The organism is Trueperaceae bacterium (assembly GCA_036381035.1).
Lineage (GTDB): Bacteria > Deinococcota > Deinococci > Deinococcales > Trueperaceae > DASRWD01.
The window spans coordinates 43,563-59,615 of record DASVDQ010000106.1 but is presented as its reverse complement, the minus strand read 5'-3'; the positions used below and the strand labels follow the sequence as shown (position 1 = coordinate 59,615).

Sequence of the window (16,053 nt, the reverse complement as noted above, 5' to 3'; positions counted from 1 at the left end):
GGTCGAGGGCGCTGAAGCGCGTGCCCGACGGGTCGCCGCCGAGCTGCAGCCAGTCGCCGGCCGCGCCCTGTCCCCGCGCCGCCGAGAGGCCGGCGACGGCGGCCAGGGCCAGGCACAGCCCCAGGGCGTTCCTCGGCCTCAGGGCGCCTCGCAGGTGGCCGGCAGCGCCGCGTCGGCGGTGAGCGAGGCTGGCACGACCTCGGCGACCGTGGCGATGGCCGTGCGGGCGGCCGCGGTGCGACCCCAGCGCGCCTCGGGGTCGGCCTCTATGACGTAGAGCTCCTGCAGCATCTGCCCGTCCTCGCGGAACGTCACGGGCTCGCCCTTGCCCACGTCGATCGCGGAGGCCGGGTCGCGGAGGAACGCGGCCAGCTCCTCGGGGGAGCCGAGCGCTCCCGCGCGCGCGGCCTCGAACGTGGCGACGATCGCGGCGTACGTGGTCCAGGCGGCGGGCTCCATGGGCTCGCCGGTGCGCGAGGCGTAGGTCTCGTTGAGGTCCGAGTCCACGGCGGGGTCCCACGCCACGACCCGCGGGTCGGGCGCGCCGCCCGGCGCCACCTGGCGGAAGCGCTCGAGGTACGGCCGCGACTGGCCGCCCACGGGGCTCACGCCGACCAGGCGTGCGTCGGGGACGACGGCTGAGGCCTGGCTGATGAACTGCTCCTGCGCGTCGGAGGACGCGATGAGGAGGACCGCGTCGGCTCCCGTGCCGGCGATCTCCTGGAGCAGGGGGAAGAAGACGAACTGACCCGGCTCCACCGTGGCCGTGCCGGCCAGGGCGGCGCCGGCGGCGGTCACGACCTCCTCGACGTACGGGGCGAGCGCCTCGGCGCGGTCCGCGCCCTCGATGACCGCGTAGACGGCCGCGGCGTCCGGCGCGACGGCGGTGAGGCTGGCCGCGACCATCATGGCGGTGCTCGGCGCCACGTGGAACGTCGTCGGGTAGCAGGCGGAGGAGCGCAGGGCGTCGTCGCCGGAGCCGGCGTTGAAGAAGGGCACGCCGAGCTCGGCAGCCACCGCGGCGAGGGCGCGCGCCTGCTCCTCGTCGTAGCCGCCCACCAGGGCGCTGACGCCGTCCACGGCGACCAGCCGCCGGGCGGCCCTCTCGGCGGACGCGAGCGTGGGCGCGTGCGCGTCGAGCACGCGGAACCTGGGCTGCGCGTCCCCGCCCCGGGAGACGGCGCTCTCGGCGACCGCCGCGCCCAGGCGGGCGACGTCGCCCACAGGGCCGTTGGGCAGCGCCGCTGGCGTGCTGGCGGGGAAGATCACGCCGACCTTGACCGTGCCGGCGAGCTCGTCGGTGAACACGGGGCGCGACACGGGGAAGCGCGGGACGCCGTAGGCGTCGAGCACCGCCTGCACGTCCTCCCAACGCGCGGCGAGGGCGCGGTCGATGGCGTCGCGCAGCGACTCGTCGCGCGGGCGCACTCCGATGGTGAGGATGCGCGAGAGCTGCAGGAGCGAGGGGCCGACGTCGACCTGGGGCGTCAGCGGGGTGACGCTCAGCGCGACCTCCTCCTCGGCGGCCCTGGCGGCCGCGTAGGGGCCGTAGACGATGGCCACGTCCACCTCGCCGTTGACGAGGCCGTCGAGGATGGGCGTGTGCGGGTCGACGCCCGTGGGCGTGATGACGGCCGCGTACTCGGTGACGTTCTCGAGGATGCCCCGGTTCCGCAGCGCGAAGGTCGGGAGCGCGGACTGGTAGGTGCCGATGCGCAGCTCGCGGAGCTGCGGGTCGTCGAGCGACTCGATGGTGAGGCCGTCCTCCTGCCGCGTGACGAAGGCGTAGGCGGCGTCGAGGTAGGGGACCGTCGTCATCATCTCGGCGACGCCCTCCGATACCCCGACGGCGACGTCGCAGACCCCGGCGTGCAGCGTGTCCCTGATGCCGAAGTCGTCGAACTGCGTCCAGGTGAACGTCGCGGTGGCGCCGAGCTCGTCGGCGAGGATCTCCGCGATCTCGACGTCGAAGCCGCCGCGCTCCCTGTCTGAGATGGGGTAGCTGGAGGGCTGGGCGCAGAACGCCAGCTCGAAGGCGCCCTCCTGAGCGGAGGCGAGCTGACCGAGGACTGTCAGGCAGAGGGTGAGGGCTAGCAGGCGCGTTCGCACTCGTCGGCCTCGCTTTCCTTGTATGCAGGGACTCTAGACCAGGGGCACGCCGCCCTACCAACCGACGCGGACCGGGAACTGCTGCTCCCGGTCCGCGTCCTTGTCTCTGCGGGACTGTCGGTCCCGCCCGTGGCTTACGGCAGCTTGAAGACGAAGACCGCCACGCCGCCCGTCGGGGGCACGAACAGGTCCTCGACCTCGGGGTTGTAGTCGGGGATCGCCCCGCCGGCCGCGAAGCCGGTCTTGCCGACCATGGTGGCCACGTACTGCTCGCCGTCGACCTCGTAGGTGATGGTGCCGGCGTTGGAGCCCGTGGACAGGGGGTGGCTCCACAGCAGCTCGCCGGTCGCGGCGTCGAACGCGCGGAAGGTGCGGTCGGTGAAGGCGGAGAAGACGAGGCCGCCCGCCGTCACGACCGGTCCGGCGTCGTAGCCGTAGTCGTACGTGAACTCCCAGACGACCTCGCCCGTCACCGGGTCGAAGGCGCTGAGGCCGCCGAGGCGGTCGAACCACGTGTTCTCGCCGGTCTCCCAGTCGAACGCGCGCTCGCCGGGCTGCCAGTCGTCGGGGATCGAGACCGAGCCGAACTCGATGCAGGCGGTGTTGTTCGGCCGGTAGTACAGGCCTGTGTCAGGGCTGAAGGCCGGCGGCGCGATGTGCGCCCAGCGCAGGCCGGGGCACATGTCGAAGAAGTCGAAGGTCTCGGCGAAGGCCTGGTTCGACTCGCGCGCCTCCTCGTTCACGATGGCGCGGCCGTCGTCGTCGTAGCCGAGGATGATGGTGTACTCCGCGTCGGGGACCGCGGTGGTGAAGGCCGGGTGGTTGGCGAGCTGCTCGCCCGTGTCGGCGTCGACGACGAAGATGTAGCCCGTCGAGGAGCCCATGATCGCCACGCGGCGCTGCTCGCCGTTCCAGTCGACGGTGGCGAACGTCGGCACCTGGTGCTGGTCGTAGTCCCACTCGTCGCCCGGCAGGGCCTGGCGGTACCACTTCAGCTCGCCGGTGTCGGCGTCGAGCCCCACCCACGTGTTCGCGTAGAGGTCGTCGGTGACCTCGCCCTCGGGGTCGGCGCGGCGCGGGTCGACGCGGTCCCACGGGGTCGGCTGGCCGGTGCCCCAGACGATCGTGTTGGTCTCGGGGTCGTAGGCGCCCGCGTTCCACGCCGAGGCGCCGCCGATGCCGGCTTCCCAGGACGGCGGGTTGTTCCAGGTCGCCCAGGCGGGGTCCTCGGGACCGGTCGGGATGATGTTGAAGGTCCACAGGATCTCGCCGTCCTCGGGGTTGAGGGCCAGGATGCGTCCCGGCGCGCCGCCGGAGTCGGCGCCCGAGGGCGAGACGATGACCTTGCCGTCAGCCCAGATCGGGTTCGTGGTGAAGCCCTCGTTCAGGGCCTCGTTGGTGACCTGGACCTTCCAGAGCTCCTCGCCGGTCGCGGCGTCGAGGGCGACGGTGGCGCCGTAGCGCAGGTTCGCGAAGACCTTGCCGTCGTAGACGAGGGGCGCGCCGCGCGTGGCGGAGTCGTTGATGACCTCGCCCTCGTTGGGGGAGCTGTACTCCCAGACGGTGGAGCCGTCGGTGGCGTCCAGGGCCGTCACGCCGGTCTGGGTGGCCACGTACATGATGCCGTTCCACACCGTGGGCGTGCCCTGGAACGTCTGCCGGTAGCCCATGTCACGGACCCACGCGAGCTGCAGGTCGGCCACGTTCTCGGTGTTGATCTGGTCGAGCGGGCTGTAGCGGTTCGCCAACGAGTCGCGCCCGAACTGAGGCCACTCGCCGGGCGGGGGGTTGAGCATGTCCTCGTCGGTCTGCGCGAGGCCGAAGCCGGCCAAGGCGGCTGCCGCCACGAGGGTGACGATGCGTAGCTTCCGCTGGGGTCTCATCGATCTTCCTCCTCCGTGCCGAACGGCTCGATGCAAGCAAGGCTCTCTCGTGTTCCGTTGCGAAGCAGACCTTCCGGCTCTCGACTCCTCTCAGCGCATCTCAGCGGCAGCCTCCTCTCCGACGGGACCGAAGTCGTTGCCGAAGGAGTTGCGGACGAAGGTGGCGACGGCGGCGACCTCGCGGTCCGACAGGTCTCGACCGACGGGCGGCATGTAGCCGCCGCCGTGGATGATGCGCCTGACGACCCTGTTGACGTTCTCCAGGCGCGGGTTGTTGGCGAGGATGGCGGCGTGCTCGACGAGCGCCTCGTCGCCGTTGGCGCCGTGGCAGGCGGCGCAGATGCGGGCGAACACCGCGGCGCCCTCCTTCATGAGGGCGGCCATGTCGTCGCCGCCGGCTCCGCCGGCGTCGCCTCCGTCAGCGCCTCCGGCGTCCTCGCCGCCCTCGCCCTCGGCGTCCTCGGTCGCCGGCATGCCCACGGGCGTGCCGTCCGGCGCGATCGCGAACCAGGCGTCGTTGACGCCCTGGCCGTTGGCCTGGCCGGCCTCGGTGTCGCGGACGAAGGTGTAGAGAGGCCAGCCGCCGTAGGTGACCTGCTCTGAGCCGTCGGTGCGCGTGACGGCGCCGACGAGGTCCTGGGAGAGGCCCTCGCCCGCGGTCACCTCGCCGTCGGAGACGAGGGGCGGCCAGTTCGCCGCGCAGGTCTCGTAGCAGGTGCTCTCGCCCTGCGCGTCGGGGGCGAAGACGTAGAGCGTGTTGCCGGCGCCGTCGACGACTATCTCGCCCAGCTCGGGGTGGTTGCTCACGGCCAGGTCGGCGCCGGCCTCGGCGGCGAGCGCCGCCACGGCCAGGGCCGCGCCCAGGGCTAGGGGCAACACCTTGCGCACGGACTTGGATCCGGGGATCACTCGGTCTTTCCTCCTAAGGCGGCGCTCCGGCCGCCGTTCTCGCCGCGCCACGCCGCGGCCTGGCGCGTGGCGGGACAAATGACCCTTGACTTGCCGTGGCTTACGCATCGGTGCGGTTGGAGTCTAACGCATATCGTATATCCGCGTGGCCGCTGGGCTTAGCGTACCCCTTCATCGCCGGGGCGGCCGGGGAGGCGACAGCGGTCGCTGAGGCGGCGCCGGGACCTCGTCACCCCGCCACCTGGTCGGCCTCCAGCGACCTCTGGCTCCCGAGGGCCTCCCCCCGCAGCGCCCTGACCGCCTCCCGCGAGACCTCCCAGACCTTGGGGTCGTCGCCGTCGCGCGGACGGGGCAGCCGGCCGGTGACGGTCAGCTCCTCGACGATGCGCCCGGGGCCCGGGCTCATGACGACGATGCGGTCGGCGAGGAACGCGGCCTCGAGCGGGTTGTGCGTGACGAAGAGGACGGTGCAGCCGAGCTCCTGCCAGAGGTCGAGGAGCTCCTCGCGCATGCGTGTGGCCGTGAGCTCGTCGAGGGACGAGAACGGCTCGTCCATGAACAGCACCTGCGGCTGCACGATCAGCGCCCTGGCGACCGCCACGCGCTGGCGCTGGCCTATCGAGAGCTGCCTGGGGTAGTCGTCGCCCCGGCCGGCGAGGCCGACGCGGTCGAGCCAGTAGTCCACCTTGGTCCGGGAGGCCTCGCCCCGCTCGTCGAGGACGAAGTGCAGGTTGCCGCGCACGGTGCGCCACGGCAGCAGGCGCGGCTCCTGGAACATGTAGCTCGTCACGGGCGGTGCCGCCGGGTCGCCGACGCTGAACGTGCCGGAGTCGGCGTCGTCGAGGCCGGCGAGGATGTTGAGCAGGGTGGTCTTGCCGCAGCCGGAGGGCCCGAGCAGGCACAGGAACTCGCCGGAGGCGACGTGCAGGTCGATGCCCTTCAGCGCCGGGCGGGCGGTGCCGTCGGCGAGCGGGTAGGACTTGGCTAGGCCCCTGGCGTGGATCTCGGCCATCAGCCGACAGCGCTCACCTTCACGGGCGCGCGCCAGCGGAACGCGACCCTCTGCAGCGCCCCCATGACGCCGAGGTCGACGACGGCGAGCAGCACCATCATCGTCACGCCGTAGGCGAGGATCCCCGTCATGTTGAAGAACTGGAAGTAGAAGGAGATCTGGTAGCCGACGCCGGAGGTGCGCCCCAGGAGCTCGCCGAGGACGACCATCTTCCAGGTCAGCGCCAGCGAGCCGCGCGCCGTGCCGACGATGTAGGGGGTGAGCTGAGGGAACACCACGTGGAGCCAGGTGGCGGCGCGCGAGCGCCGGAACGCCCTGGCCATGTCGACGAGCGAGGAGTCGGTGGCCCTGGCGCCCTCGCGCACGGCCACGACGATCGTGGGCACGATCGTGATGACGAGGGCGACGACGAGCGCCTGGTCGGAGAGGCCGATCGTGAGGTAGGCGACGACGAAGAGCAGGATGCGCGGGATCGTGAGCAGGACGACGAGCCAGCCCTGCAGCAGGTCGTCGACTCGCTTCGAGGCGCCCATGGCGGCGCCGGCGGCGACGCCTATGACCATGCCGATGGCGAAGGCGCTGAGGACCCGCTGGGTGGTGACCCACAGGTGGCCGAGCAGCACGCCGCGCCGGTACTCGCGGGCGACGAAGTCGAGCGTCTCCACGGGCCCGGGGATGAGGTCGGGCGCCACGCGGGCGCCCACGAGCCACAGGACCAGCAGCGAGCCGTAAGACGCCAGCGTCAGCCAGGGGCCGACGCCGGCGCCTGAGCTCCTCGGGACTTTGGGCCGGACGACGGCAGGGGCCGCTCTCTCAGCATCTACCGCCACCCGGCGACCCTACCCTCAGCGCGGCAAGAACTCGGTGGTGTAGGCGGCAGGGTCCACGCTCTCGACCCCGACGGCCTCGGGCCCGGCGAGCTCGACGAGGCGCTCGACCATCGTGACGAGCCCGTCTATCGACTCCTGGTCCCACTTGTCGGTCGTGCCGGCCTTCCAGCGCTCGATGACCTGCGGGAACTGGCTCGGGTCGGGCAGCGAGTAGAGGCCCTCGTCGAGGATCGTCTGCCAGAACGGGTCGTCCGCCGGCGTGGCCTTCATGACCTCGAACGTGTCCCGCAGCGCGGCGATGAAGGCCGTCTTCAGCTCGTCGGGCATGTCGTCGCGGGCGACCACGACGAGGTTCGGCAGGTCGCGGGGCAGGCCGAGGCGCTCGAGCATGTCGGCCACGGTCATGATCTCGCGCCCCACGCCGGCGGCCTCCATGCGCGCGACCCAGTGCCACAGCGGCAGCGCCGCGTCGACCTCACCTGAGGCCGTGAGCTCCATCATCAGCGGCGGCGCGGCCTGGACGACCTGGTCGTCGCCGACGTCGAAGCCGTACTCCGAGATCGTCAGCGTGCGGAGGATGAGGATGCTCTTGTCGCGCAGCGCGCCGGCGGCGATGGTCCTGCCGTCGAGGTCCTCGAGCCCCTGGATGTCGGAGTCGACGGGCACGACGAGCCCGCCGATGGCCGTGGCGTAGGGGTAGATGCCGCTGGCGTTGATGCCCGCCTGCCGCAGCAGGACGGGGGCGAGGAAGTCGTCGACCTTGACGTCGGCCTCGCCGCTGCGCAGGGCGATCTCGGTCGCCTGCTTGCTGGCGTACGGCGTGCCGACGACCCTGATGCCGTTGGCCTCCGCCGTGCCGAAGTAGTCCATGGCGTGCACGATCCAGGAGAACGTGCCGGTGGCCTCCATGGCGGCGTTCACTACGGGCAGGTCGCCGCCTTGGGCCATGGCGGGCGACGCTGCCAGCGCTAGGACCAGCGCTGCCAACATCTGGCGTGGGCTCCGCATAGACCATCCACCTCCGTGGGCGTCCGCGTCCCCCCGAAACGGCTGCTTAGGTGAACGCGCAAGGGACGTCGTAGGCGATGATATATCGGGCTCAGCCCGTGATGGCGTCCCGGTGACCCATACCCCGTTCATGGAAGCGAGCGGCTCCAGGCGGTGACGGGGTGACGGACCGGGCCGCTCCGGGCAGGTGACGAGGGCGGTCCGGCCGCCGCGCCGACGGCCTCATGTATGATGAGGCGCTCGGGTGAAAGTTGGCGCATAAGGTGTCACCTCGGGCGGCCGCGTCCCTACGAGCCGGTGAGCGGCGTGGACGGGCTTTCGTCTACCCCCTTCGCGGGAACCTCTAGGAGTCACATCACATGACCGTGACACGTCACAAGGTCAGAGCCGTGGTCTCGTCTCTCGCGGCGGCCGCCGTGTTGCTCTGCGGCCACGCCGCTGCACAAGAGCGCGACTGCGGCGGATATTCCGACGCGATCATCTTCGGCGAGCAGGACTGGGACAGCGCCCAGGTGAACAACGCCATCGCCCGCTTCATCCTCGAGGAAGGCTTCGGGTGCACCACCGGCATCATCCCGGGCTCCACCGTGCCCATGCAGCAGGGCCTGATCCGCGATGACATAGACGTGCTCACCGAGATCTGGCTCGACAACCCGGCGGAGTTCCTCCCGGAGGCACTGGAATCCGGCGAGATCGTCGACATGGGCGTCATCTTCGACGACGGCCAGCAGGGCTTCTTCGTGCCTCGCTACGTGATCGAGGGCGACCCGGAACGTGGCATCGAGCCGATGGCTCCCGACCTGGTCACCGTGCAGGACATCGCCAAGTACGCGCACCTGTTCCAGGACCCGGAGCAGCCCGACAAGGGCCGCTTCTACAACTGCATCATCGGCTGGGTCTGCGAGGGCATAAACAACGCCAAGCTCAAGGCGTACGGCCTGGACGAGTACTTCAACAGCTTCCCCCCGGGCACCGGCGTCGCGCTGGCGAGCTCGATGGAGTCCGCCTACCTGCAGGGCGAGCCGTGGTTCGGGTACTACTGGGGACCGACCTGGGTGCTCGGGAAGCTCGACATGGTGATGCTCGAGGAGCCCGAGTACACCGAGGAGTGCTGGGACCAGCTGATGGCGAACCTCGAGGACCCCGAGCAGGCGTGCGCCTACCCGGCCTCGGTCGTCCACATCGGGCTCAGCGACGCGTTCGCCGCGGCCGCGAGTGACGACATCCTCGCGTTCTTCGAGAACTTCGAGCTGAGCAGCTCCCTCGTCAGCCAGGCGCTCGCGTACATGAAGGACAACGAGGCCCTTCCGGAGGAGGCCGCCCTGCACTTCCTGGAGACGCACGTGGACCTCTGGACGCAGTGGGTGCCCCAGGACGTCGCCGAGCGGGTGCAGGCCGCGCTGCGGTGACCCGCGTCCACGGCGTTGAGGCGGGTGCTCTGACATGAGCCAGGTCTTCGGTAGGACCTTCCCGGAGTGGGACGTACCGCTCCGGGAATGGACCAACGGCGCGGTCGACTGGCTGGTCGCTCACTACGGCCACTTCTTCGACGCCATCACGAACGCGCTCCTCTTCGCGCTCGTCCGGGTCGAGCGGTTCCTCGTCTGGCTGCCGTGGTGGCTCGTCGTCCTGGCGCTGGGCCTGCTGGTGTGGCACGCCTTCGGGCGTCGTCTCCTGCCGGCGGTCGTCATGGCGGGCCTGATGATGCTCGTGGGCACGTTCGGCCTGTGGCCCGAGCTGATGACGACGCTCGCCCTCATGGTGGTCGCCACGGTGATATCCATCGTCGTCGGCATACCGGTCGGGATCCTGATGGGCAGGAACGACGCCTTCCGAGGCGTGCTGAAGCCGGTGCTGGACGCCATGCAGACGATGCCGAGCTTCGTCTACCTGATCCCCGTGGTCATGCTCTTCGGCCTCGGCAACGTGGCGGCCATCTTCGCGACGTTCGTGTACGCCGTTCCCCCCGTGATCCGGCTGACCGACCTCGGCATCCGCCTCGTCGACCGCGAGGTCATCGAGGCCTCGCGGTCCTTCGGCGCCACCAGCAGGCAGACGCTCTTCGACGTGCAGCTCCCTCTGGCGGTCCCTAACATCATGGCCGGGATCAACCAGACCATCATGATGGCGCTGGCCATGGTCGTCATCGCCTCGATGATCGGCGCGCGAGGGCTCGGTCAGGAAGTGCTACGAGGCTTGCAGCGGGGTGACGTGGGGCTGGGCCTGGAGGCCGGACTCGCCATCGTCATCTTGGCCATCGTGATGGACCGGGTCACGCAGGGGTACAGCCGTCGCTTCCAGGCCGGCAGTCGGGGGCCGTGATGCGGCGCGCCGCGAGAAGGGACGGGAAGCGATGAGCCGGCCCGCCGCGGCAGGACGCCCTGCCAAGATCGTGGTCGAGGACCTGTACAAGATCTTCGGTCGCGACGCCCTGGCGGTGCTCGACACGGTCCGTGCCGGGGCGAGCAAGGACGAGGTCCTGCGCCGGACCAAGCACACGGTCGGCCTCAACGGGGTCTCGCTGACCGTGCACGAGGGCGAGACGTTCGTCGTGATGGGCCTGTCTGGCAGCGGGAAGTCCACCCTCGTCCGCTGCCTCAACCGACTGATCGAGCCCACCTCAGGTCGGATCCTGATCGACGGCGAGGACATCACCGGCCTGTCCCGGCGCGAGATGGAGCGCGTGCGCCGGGAGAAGATGGGCATGGTGTTCCAGCACTTCGCCCTGTTCCCGCACCGCAACGTCATCGACAACGTGGCGTACGGGCTCAAGGTCCAGGGGCTGGACAGGGACGAGCGGCACGGGAGGGCGAGGCGCTGGATCGCGGCGGTCGGCCTGTCCGGGTACGAGCAGGCGCGACCAGCGGCGCTGTCGGGCGGCATGCAGCAGAGGGTGGGCCTCGCCAGGGCGCTCGCGACCGATCCGGAGATCCTCCTCATGGACGAGGCGTTCAGCGCGTTGGACCCGCTCATCCGTCGGGAGATGCAGGACCTGTTGATCCGGCTCCAACGCCGGCTCAGCAAGACGATCGTCTTCATCACGCACGACCTCGACGAGGCGCTGCGGCTCGGGGACCGGGTCGCCATCCTCAAGGACGGCGAGGTCGTGCAGGTGGGCACGCCGGTCGAGATACTCACCCGCCCCGCCGACGACTACGTGAGGACGTTCGTGCAGCACGTCGACCGCGGGCGGGTCCTCACCGCCGCGGCGGCGATGGACCCGGTCGAACCGGTGACGCTGGACACGCGCCCGGGTCAGCTGCTCGAGACGTTGCGGGCGCGGCGGTGGGACCACGTCTTCGTGGTAGGCGACGACGGCCGGTACAGGGGCGTCGCCACCCGCGACGCCGTGGCCAGGGGGGAGCGGGTCGGCAGCCCGGACCTGCGGCTCGTGCTCTCGGAGGAGGCTCCCACGGTGCCCGAGGACACCCCGCTCAGCGAACTCCTGGCCCTGAGCGCCGACAGCCGGCTCCCCATCGCCGTGCTCGACGACGACAAGCGGCTTGTCGGCGTCCTCTCGCACAGCGCGCTCCTGAGCGCGCTGGCCGGCGACGACGCGCCGCTCATCGAGGACCCCTCGGGAACGACGGTCGACCCGGACGAGCGCACCGCCCCCTCGCCCGAGCGCGCCGGTGCCGGCTGAGGGACGTACTGGCGCCGACCGGCTAACCTAGGCGACGTGCGTCTCATCCGGGGCCTCGTCGCCGTGGTGGCCGTGCTCGCCGCCCTCTACCTGGTGCTGGCGGCGATCGCCAGCCCACGACCGCGCGCCGCCTACTTCCGCCTGTTCCCCCAGGACGCGCCGGCCGTGCTGGCGCACGCCGGCGGCGCCCTGCTGTGGCCCGACAACACGCTCGTGGCCTTCGACGGCGCCGCCCGCCTCGGCGCCGACGTGCTGGAGCTGGACGTCCACGAGACGGCCGACGGCGAGTTCGTGGTGATCCACGACGACACCGTCGACAGGACCACGGACGGCTCCGGCGCGGTGGCCGACCTGACGATGCGCGAGCTGCGCGAGCTCGACGCCGGCTACCGCTGGACGCCGAGCGGCCCGCGCGCGGACGCGGACGCCTCCGGGTACGCCTACCGCGGCCGCGGCGTCACGCTGCCGACGCTCGGCGAGGTGCTGAGCGCGTTCGATGACGCCGCCGTGAACGTCGAGATCAAGCAGGAAGACCCCGACGTCGCCCGGCGCCTCTGCGCCTACCTGCGCGAGCGGGACGCCACGACCAGGGTGATGGTCGGCTCGTTCCACGGGCGAGCGCTGGCGGCGTTCAGGAGCGCCTGTCCCGAGGTCGCCACGTCGGCGTCGCAGGCCGAGGTGGCGTTCTTCGTGGCGCTCGAGAAGCTGCGTCTCTCAGCCGTGCTGACGCCGCCCTACGACGCGCTGCAGGTGCCGCGGACGTTCTCCGGCATCACCGTCGTGACCCCGCACTTCGTGGCGGCCGCCCACGCCCGCGGGCTCGACGCCCACGTGTGGACGGTCAACGACCAGGAGGCCATGAGGGAGCTCGTGGCGATGGGCGTCGACGGCATCATCACCGACAGGCCCGACCGCGCGCTGGCCGTCCTCGGCCGCGACTACGACGAGGCCCTCGTGCCCGAGTTCGCCGCACCCTGAGCCGTCCTCATGGCGCGGCGGCGGCGCCGGCGGAGCCCTCCCGGAGCTCCGCCCGACGCCTCGCGAGGTTGACGCCGAGCACGACGGTCATGACGGCCATGCCCACGACCTCGTAGGCGAACGAGGGGTAGAAGATGAGGACCAGCCCCACGGCCGCCAGCACGCGCGAGTACCAGGCCATGCGCGTGAACAGGTAGCCCTCCAGGGCGGCCGCGAACGCGGCCAGCGCCACGAAGCCGACCACGATCGTCCAGACGTAGTACCAGGTGGGTCCGCCGTAGACCAGCTCGGGGTTGTAGATCATGAACAGTGGGATCAGGTAGAGGCCCTTGGCCATCTTCCACGCCTGGAACGCGGTCCTCATGGGGTCGGCTCGCGCGATGCCGGCGCCGGCGAAGGCCGCCAGCGCGACCGGCGGGGTGACGTTCGAGTCCTGCGAGTACCAGAAGATCACGAGGTGCGCGATGAGCAGGGGTATGCCGAACTCGTTCTGCAGCAGCGGCGCCGCCAGCACGGCCAGGACGATGTAGCTGGCCGTCACGGGCAGTCCCATGCCGAGCACGAGGCTGGCGAGGATCACCAGCAGGATGGCGAGTAGCAGGTGCCCGCCGGAGAACGCGAGCATGAGGGCCGAGAACTTCAGCCCCAGGCCGGTGAGCGTGATGATGCCCACGACCACCCCGGCCACCGCGCAGGCCACGCTGACCGGCACGGCGTTGAGGGCGCCCACCCGGAACGCGTCGATGAACCCGCGGAAGCCCAGCAGCGCGTCCCGTCCCGCGCTCTGGCGCGGCGCCACGGCCAGCGCCCCGGCGGCCGCCACGGCGCCCTCGACGGCGGCCGCGTGCTCTCCCACGTCCACGCCGCCGCCCGCGTCCGCCGCGGGCCCCGCACGGCCCAGCAGCAGGCGCCTGACCACCCACCGCAGCGCCGACACGGCCAGGATGCTGACGACGGCGATGAAGCCGACGCGGTTGGGCGAGACGTTGACCGCCAGGAAGTAGATCAGCACGCCGAGCGGCACCAGGTAGTACCAGCCCTCGCGCACCACGTCGCGGACCTTGGGCAGCTGCGAGGCGGGGAGCCCGCGCATGCCGCGCTTCAGTGCGATCAGGTCGACGAACAGGTAGACGGTCGCGAAGTACATGAGGGCGGGCAGGATCGAGATGCGCACGATCTCGGCGTAGGGGACCCCCGTGTACTCGGCCATGAGGAAGGCGCCGGCGCCCATCACCGGCGGGAGGATCTGCCCGCCGGTCGACGCCGCGGCCTCGACGCCGCCCGCCTCCTCGGGCCGGTAGCCGAGGCGCTTCATCAGCGGGATCGAGAACGCGCCGGTGGTCACGACGTTGGCGATGGCGCTGCCCGAGACCGACCCCATGAAGCCGGACGCGATCACCGCCGCCTTCGCCGGCCCCCCGCGCTGTCGGCCGGCGATCGCGTAGGCCATGTCCATGAACGACTTGCCGGCGCCCGTCGACTCGAGGAAGGCGCCGAAGAGGATGAACGTGAACACGACGGTGGCGGCCACGCCGAGAGGGAGACCGAAGATGCCCTCCTGGCCGAGGTAGAGGTGACCCACGATGCGCTCGAACGAGTAGCCGCGGTGCGACAGGATGCCGGGGAGCAGCTCGCCGAGCCAGGGCAGCGCGCCGCGCGGGCCGGCCATCGAGTAGAGGAGGGCCACGACGGCCACGCCGGTTATCGCCCAGCCGATCGTGCGGCGCGCGGCCTCCAGGACCACGAGCACGGCGACCACGCCCGCGACGATGTCCCGCCGCAGGAAGAAGCCGGAGCGGTGGATGATCCCGTCGAGGTCGAGGAGCAGGTACAGCCCGATGTACGCCGAGGCCGCCACCAGGGTCAGGTCGACGACCCAGTCGAGGGCCTTGCGCTCCCGCTTCCTGAGCGGGAACGCCAGGAAGGTGACGATGAGCACCACCATCAGGTGGAAGCCGCGCTGCACGAACAGGTTGAACGGCCTGAAGCCGGCCGTGTAGAGCTGGAACGCCCCGAGGGCGACGGCGAGCAGGGTCACGACGACCGTGACCCACGCGGCCATGGGCGGGCCGCCGGGCTCCTCTGGGGCGGGGGCTGGCGCGCCCCCCGCCGGGTCGGTCACCTGGGCATCACCTCCAGTCGCGCGTGTTCGCCCGGCCTCATGCGGCTGAGCTCGTAGCGCCGCTCGCCGACGACCAGCACGGATGGCGCGCGCTCCGAGCCGATGATGAACCGGTGGACGTTGCCGGGAATGGGTAGGTCGATGCCGTGGAGGAGGTACCTACCGTCGGGGAGCTGCTCCATGGTCCCGCGGCCGGCGAAGCCGCCCAGGCCGGCGACGTCCAGGTACGGCGTCAGCTCCTCGACGACGAGCATGACGCCGTCCCGGTACTCGAAGACGTCGACGACGGTCACCTGGGCCACCGAGTGGCGCCACTCGAGGCGCCACCTGCCGTCGCCGGGCAGGGGAGCGTCGGCCAGGACCTCGCCGTCGGCCGTCGTGACGACGAGGTGGGGGACGGCGGCCCGCGCCGGTCCGGCGACGAGCGCGGCGCACAGCAGGACGGCCAGCCGCGCGAGGCGGGGCGGCGCGCGCCCGGGCTGCAGCCGCCTCGGCGCGCGCCACCCCATCGCTCCGACCCTCGGGATCAGTCGGCCTTGAGGCTGTCCGGAACGGTCAGGCCGATCTCCTCGTAGTAGCGGATCGCACCGGGGTGGAGGGGGATCGGCGAGTCGAGCGCCGCCTCCGGCACCGTCTCGTTCGCCGAGGGGTGGATGTTCCTCACGACGTCGATGTGCTCGAAGAGCGCCTTGGTGAACTCGTAGACGAGCTCCTCGTCGGCCTCCGCGGCCACGATCAGCAGGTTCGGGGTGCCTATCGAGGCGGTCTCGCCCACGCCGCGGTAGGCGCCCTCAGGGAACGTGTAGCGGATCAGCGTCGGGTCGGCCGCGTGGATCTGCTCGTACTCCTCGTCGCTGACGGGCACGAGGCGGATGTCGTGGGTCTCGGACAGGCTCAGCACGGCGCCTGTGGGCACGCCGCCGGACCAGAACCCGGCGTCGATCGCGCCGTCGCGCAGCGCGTCGGCCGTCTCGTTCGCCCCCAGCCGCTGCACCGCCGCGAAGTCGTCGTACGAGATGCCCACGGCCTCGAGGATCGTGTTCGCCGAGACCTCGGTGCCGGAGCCGGGGGCGCCCACGGAGACGCGCTTGCCCACCAGGTCCTGCAGGCTGTCGATGTCCGAGTCGGCGCGCGTGATGATGTGCACGGCGTTCGTGTACGCGACGGTGATGGCCCTGAGGTTGGAGAGCTGCGGCAGGTCGCCGTCGGGCCCGAAGACGCCGGTGCCCTGGTAGGCCGCGAGCACGGTGTCGGCCAGGGCCAGCGCGAGGTCGGCGTCGCCGCGGGAGATGAACGCGACGTTGTCGACCGACGCGTTCGTGGCCTCGACGGTGGCGGTGTAGCCCTCGACGTACTGGTCGATGATCTGCGCGTAGCCGCCGCCGACGGGGTAGTAGACCCCGCCGGTGCCGCCGGTGGCGATCGAGAGGGGGGTCTGCGCTGCCGCTAGGCCGGAGCCGAGCGCGGCCATGACGACGAACGGCCGAAGGACGGTTCGCATGCTTGCCTCCTCTGACGGTTGTCTGCCGAGGACGGTAGCACAGGCCGGCCGCCTCGCG

The 16,053-nt window shown here is 71.3% G+C and carries 13 protein-coding genes; 4 read left to right on the top strand and 9 right to left on the bottom strand.

All coding sequences use genetic code 11. The annotated features are described in order from the left end of the window. Positions 1–138 precede the first annotated feature (138 nt). The 6 genes from VF202_12535 to VF202_12510 all read right to left on the bottom strand — a co-directional run bounded on the left by VF202_12535 (position 139) and on the right by VF202_12510 (position 7,733). On the bottom strand, positions 139–2,109 hold the full coding sequence (locus VF202_12535; protein ID HEX7040940.1) for an ABC transporter substrate-binding protein: 1,971 nt from the start codon (positions 2,107–2,109) through the stop codon (positions 139–141). Positions 2,110–2,243: 134 nt separating this feature from the next. Beyond that, positions 2,244–3,992: a PQQ-binding-like beta-propeller repeat protein gene (locus VF202_12530; GenBank protein HEX7040939.1), complete on the bottom strand. Its 1,749-nt coding sequence runs from the start codon at positions 3,990–3,992 to the stop codon at positions 2,244–2,246. Between the two features lie 90 nt (positions 3,993–4,082). Then, complete coding sequence (locus VF202_12525; GenBank protein ID HEX7040938.1) at positions 4,083–4,901, bottom strand: c-type cytochrome; 819 nt, start codon at positions 4,899–4,901, stop codon at positions 4,083–4,085. Between the two features lie 229 nt (positions 4,902–5,130). Further along, positions 5,131–5,913 (bottom strand): ABC transporter ATP-binding protein, encoded by a 783-nt coding sequence (locus VF202_12520; GenBank protein ID HEX7040937.1) that lies wholly within the window; start codon positions 5,911–5,913, stop codon positions 5,131–5,133. Next, on the bottom strand, positions 5,913–6,743 hold the full coding sequence (locus tag VF202_12515; GenBank protein HEX7040936.1) for an ABC transporter permease subunit: 831 nt from the start codon (positions 6,741–6,743) through the stop codon (positions 5,913–5,915). Before VF202_12515 ends, VF202_12520 begins: the two co-directional genes overlap by 1 nt. A gap of 15 nt (positions 6,744–6,758) precedes the next feature. After that, positions 6,759–7,733, bottom strand: coding sequence for a PhnD/SsuA/transferrin family substrate-binding protein (locus VF202_12510; protein HEX7040935.1), 975 nt, complete (start codon positions 7,731–7,733; stop codon positions 6,759–6,761). Between the two features lie 377 nt (positions 7,734–8,110). Between VF202_12510 and VF202_12505 the strand changes: the two genes are divergently transcribed. The 4 genes from VF202_12505 to VF202_12490 are packed head-to-tail and all read left to right on the top strand — an operon-like array spanning position 8,111 to position 12,372. Next, positions 8,111–9,160: an ABC transporter substrate-binding protein gene (locus VF202_12505; GenBank protein HEX7040934.1), complete on the top strand. Its 1,050-nt coding sequence runs from the start codon at positions 8,111–8,113 to the stop codon at positions 9,158–9,160. 34 nt (positions 9,161–9,194) lie between these two features. Further along, positions 9,195–10,073 carry a proline/glycine betaine ABC transporter permease gene (locus tag VF202_12500; protein HEX7040933.1) on the top strand — a complete coding sequence of 293 codons (879 nt, stop codon included), beginning with the start codon at positions 9,195–9,197 and terminating at the stop codon, positions 10,071–10,073. 31 nt (positions 10,074–10,104) lie between these two features. After that, complete coding sequence (locus VF202_12495; GenBank protein ID HEX7040932.1) at positions 10,105–11,394, top strand: glycine betaine/L-proline ABC transporter ATP-binding protein; 1,290 nt, start codon at positions 10,105–10,107, stop codon at positions 11,392–11,394. Positions 11,395–11,430: 36 nt separating this feature from the next. Further along, on the top strand, positions 11,431–12,372 hold the full coding sequence (locus tag VF202_12490; protein HEX7040931.1) for a glycerophosphodiester phosphodiesterase: 942 nt from the start codon (positions 11,431–11,433) through the stop codon (positions 12,370–12,372). 7 nt (positions 12,373–12,379) lie between these two features. Here VF202_12490 and VF202_12485 read toward each other — a convergent pair whose 3' ends face one another. From VF202_12485 to VF202_12475, 3 genes are read right to left on the bottom strand one after another with little or no spacing between them, the layout of a single operon-like run. Beyond that, positions 12,380–14,434, bottom strand: coding sequence for a TRAP transporter fused permease subunit (locus VF202_12485; protein ID HEX7040930.1), 2,055 nt, complete (start codon positions 14,432–14,434; stop codon positions 12,380–12,382). A gap of 56 nt (positions 14,435–14,490) precedes the next feature. Beyond that, a complete protein-coding gene (locus VF202_12480) occupies positions 14,491–15,003 on the bottom strand; it encodes a DUF1850 domain-containing protein (protein HEX7040929.1) in 513 nt (170 codons plus the stop codon). 17 nt (positions 15,004–15,020) lie between these two features. Then, positions 15,021–15,995 carry a TAXI family TRAP transporter solute-binding subunit gene (locus VF202_12475; protein HEX7040928.1) on the bottom strand — a complete coding sequence of 325 codons (975 nt, stop codon included), beginning with the start codon at positions 15,993–15,995 and terminating at the stop codon, positions 15,021–15,023. Between the last annotated feature and the right edge of the window lie 58 nt (positions 15,996–16,053).